Raw genomic sequence first — 3,637 nt, forward strand, 5'->3', positions numbered from 1 at the left:
CCACTGCGCCGGTGGTCTCCTGCCACATCGTGCGCTGGGGCGCCGTCGGCCGGTGTCCCCGCGGCGTCGCGGCAGGTCAGGTCGACCTGCTCGTCCCGGCCGGCGGCGCCCCAGCGCACGATGTGGCAGGAGACCACCGGCGCAGTGGTGCCGACGACGGCCGCGGCCGGGTCCAACGCGGTGACGATCGCCGCGCCGCGCCCGGCGCCCACGGCGATGCCGGGGAAGGTCACCCGATAGCCGCCGGTCTGCTGCCGCACGACCGTGACCCGCGCGGCGGCGCCCGCACCGCCGGCGGTGCGCCAGCTCCCGGCGCTCTGCGCCGCCGGGACCGCCACGGGCGCGTTCCCCGGGGGGCTGCCGGGCGCGGCGAAACTGGCGAATCCCCACACCGGCATCGCAGCCGCCCCGGGGCTGCCGGTCGGCGTGTCCGAACGGGCCGCCCCGCCGGCGCCGGGGCGGCCCGGGTCGGACTTGACCGGGCGGGCCGCGTCCCGCGCCCGGGACCGGCCGTCGCCGCGGTGGTCGCCGTCCGAGCACGCGACCAGGGCCAGTAGCGCCGCCGCGCAGCCCAGCGCGCCGGTGGCCCGGGCGACGCGGCCGGCCATCCTCACCATGCGGTGCCCCTCCCTCACAACAAGATCTCGTCGTCACGACAATGGCATAGCGGGAGCATCGGGAGCGGCCGGCGACCACGCCGAACCCTGTCAATCCGCTGACAACCAGTTCGTAAGGGGAGTCGGAGCCCCGACAGTCCTGCAACAGGGGACACTCACCTAAGATTTTCCCCACGTGATCCGCCACGCCGGCGGGTCGGGACACAATGATCATCCAAGGGTCGGTGCGCGACACCGGCGGGCCCGCGCCTCCTGCGTGTCGCCCGCCCGGCCGCGGTCGGCACGCGGCAGGCAGGGGTACAGGTCGATGGCGTCATCGGATGCTGAAGTGGCGGCGTCACGCGCCGTCCCGCTCGGCCCGGACGACCCCCGCGAGCTCGGCTCGTACACGCTGCTGGGCAAGCTCGGCCAGGGCGGCATGGGCATGGTCTACCTGGGCCGTTCGGAGAAGGGCCGGCTCGTCGCGATCAAGGTGATCCGGACGGAGGCGGTCGGCAACCCCGAGTTCCGGGCCCGGTTCCGGCTGGAGGCGGAGACGGCCCGCCGCGTCGCCCGGGTCTGCACCGCCGAGGTCCTCGACGCCGACCCCGACGCCGAATGGCCCTACCTCGTCACCGAGTTCATCGAGGGCGAGACGCTGGCGCGTTACGTCCAGCGCAACGGCCCTCTCGCCGACGCCAACCTGGAGCAGCTCGCGGTCGGCGTCGCCGCGGCGCTCACCGCCATCCACAGCGCCGGGATCGTGCACCGCGACCTCAAGCCCGCCAACGTCATCCTCTCCCCCTTCGGCCCCCGGGTGATCGACTTCGGCATCGCCCGGACGGTCGACGCCGGCAGCGGCCTGACCGGCGACCTGCAGCAGCTCGGCACGCCCGCGTTCATGTCCCCCGAGCAGATCGAGAGCCAGCCGATCTCCTCCGCGGTGGACATCTGGGCGTGGGGCGGCCTGGTCGCCTTCGCCGCCACCGGGCACTACCCGTTCGGCGACGCCTCCGCCCAGGTGCTGCTCTACCGGGCGCTGCACGAGGAGCCGCGCCTCGACGGCGTCGACCCGGCCCTGCGCCCCACCGTCTGGCTCTCGATGCGCAAGGACCCCGCCACCCGGCCCAGCGCCCAGCAGCTCATGCTCCGCCTGCTAGGCGACCCCGCCGGCACCGGCCCTGACGCCGCCCCCGTGATCGACCCGCAGGACGTCACCAACGTCCTACAGGGCTGGAACCTGCCCGTCCCCGGCACCACCGGATCGGGCACCGGACGCCCGAGCGCAGGCGCCGTGGGCACCGGACCGGCTGCGGACGTCGGCGGGCGCGGGGTGGCCGCCGCGGCGGCGAGCGCCGGCGGTTACCCCGCCGACTCTGACGCCCCGACCCGGCTGCCGACCGGCCTCGGCGCGCCGGTGCCGCCGCAGCCGGCGGGCGGCGGCGGGACCGTCGCCGGCCAGTCCCCCACCCGGGTCGGCGCCGAGGCCGCCGCGCCGTCCTGGCCGCGTGGGCCGCGTGGGCCGGGTGGTCCCGGCGGGAGCGGCGGTCCGGCAGCGCCGTCCGGTGTGGGCGCGCCGTCCGGCCCAGGTTCCCGCGGCCGCGGGAACCGCGTGCCGCTGCTCGTCGGCGGCGGCGTCGTCGTGGTGGGCGCGATCCTCGCCGGCATCCTCGCCCTGAACTCCGGCGGCGACGACAAGGGCGGTGACTCAGGCGACAGTGCCAAGCCCGCCTCCTCCGTGACGGAGACGGCCGCACAGGCCGCCGCATTCGCGCTGCCGAAGTCCGCGCAGCCTCTCGGGGCCGACGCAATCGTGTATACCTCGCGGAAGAACGGCAACTACGACCTCTTCACCAGCTCAGTGCCAGGTAGTGGACTCCTCACCGGCCAAAAACAGATCACAAGCACGCCGGCCAACGAAGTCCTGCCGGTCATCACGCCCGATCGCATGACGGTCGTCTACTTCACGTCGGGCAGCCCGAAGAACCAGTACATGGCCATCGCCGCGGACGGTTCCGGGAAGCCGGTGCCACTGTTCACCTCGGGACAGGCCGCGAACCTGACGATCCCGCCGGACTCCCGCCCCTCCTTCTCTCCTGACGGCGGTTCCCTGGTGACCCGCTCCCTGACCGATGCCACCGGCTCGTCAAAACCCGGGCTGTACATCGTCAAGCTGAGGAATGCCAGTGTGGCCCGGATAGCGAACGCCGCGCCGCGAGCGACCGACCCGGCCTGGTCACCGAGCGGCGACAAGGTCGCCTACTGGGCTAACGAGGCGGACGGCGAGCGTGGCTTCATCGTGACCATCGGCGTGGAGGACGGAGCCAAGCCGAACAGACTCACCGCTGGCCAGGGAAACGAGGACACCGACCCGGCGTGGTCATCCGACGGCAGCAAGCTTGCCTTCACTCGCGCCAAGGGCGGCGACCTCGAAATCTTCGAGATGAATTCGGACGGTTCGACTGCGCCCATCCAGCTCACCCACGCCCGCGGCGACGATCAGGATCCGGCCTTCGGACCCGGCGGTCTCGTCGTCTTCAGTGGTGAGCGGGACAGAAGCAAGCAGCTCCACGTCCTCGACTCCAACAACCCCGGCGCAGGCGACCGGGCGATCACGGCCGGTGGAGACCTCCCCGCCCACCCTCGTTGGAACGCCGGCTGACGCACACGTCCAACCGCGTGGCCGCCTACCCCGCGGCCACGCGGGCCCAGCCGTCCACTGACGCTCTTCGTTTGGAGCTACAGCATTCCGTCAGTTACAAGCCGGGAGAATCGGACTAATTTTCCTGATGAATCTCGCAGTTCCAAATGGTGCACGACAGCGCACGCCAGTAGTGGTTACTCCCCACATTCCATCCAGCTGCACTCCAAATCATATTTTCGGTTGGAGTGGGATCTGAGCGCCATCCGCCATTACTAACGAAATTCTAAGTATCTAAACTGCTTCGATGTAGGAGAGTTCCGGGGTGTGGAAAAATCCGCGGACGATGTCTGGTTTTCCTGCGAGCCGGTCGAGGGCGTGTTCGGCGAGTTCGAACAGA

Annotated in this window: 1 protein-coding gene and 1 pseudogene; one reads left to right on the plus strand and one right to left on the minus strand. The window is 71.7% G+C overall.

Going from position 1 to position 3,637, the window contains the following annotated elements; genetic code table 11:
• Positions 1 to 617 (minus strand): annotated as a pseudogene (locus NBZ85_RS28910) (hypothetical protein); the annotation flags it as partial.
• Positions 618 to 924: 307 nt separating this feature from the next.
• On the opposite strand from NBZ85_RS28910, the gene NBZ85_RS28915 reads away from it, so the two are divergent.
• Entirely contained in the window at positions 925 to 3,258 is a 2,334-nt protein-coding gene (locus NBZ85_RS28915) for a protein kinase domain-containing protein (RefSeq protein WP_261563123.1), read from the plus strand.
• The last annotated feature ends 379 nt before the right edge of the window (positions 3,259 to 3,637 follow it).

The organism is Frankia tisae (assembly GCF_025403405.1).
Classification (GTDB): domain Bacteria; phylum Actinomycetota; class Actinomycetes; order Frankiales; family Frankiaceae; genus Frankia; species Frankia tisai.

Coding starts and splice junctions, on each gene's coding strand:
- NBZ85_RS28915 (WP_261563123.1), top strand. CDS start 925: ATGGCGTCATCGGATGCTGAAGTGGCGGCGTCACGCGCCGTCCCGCTC.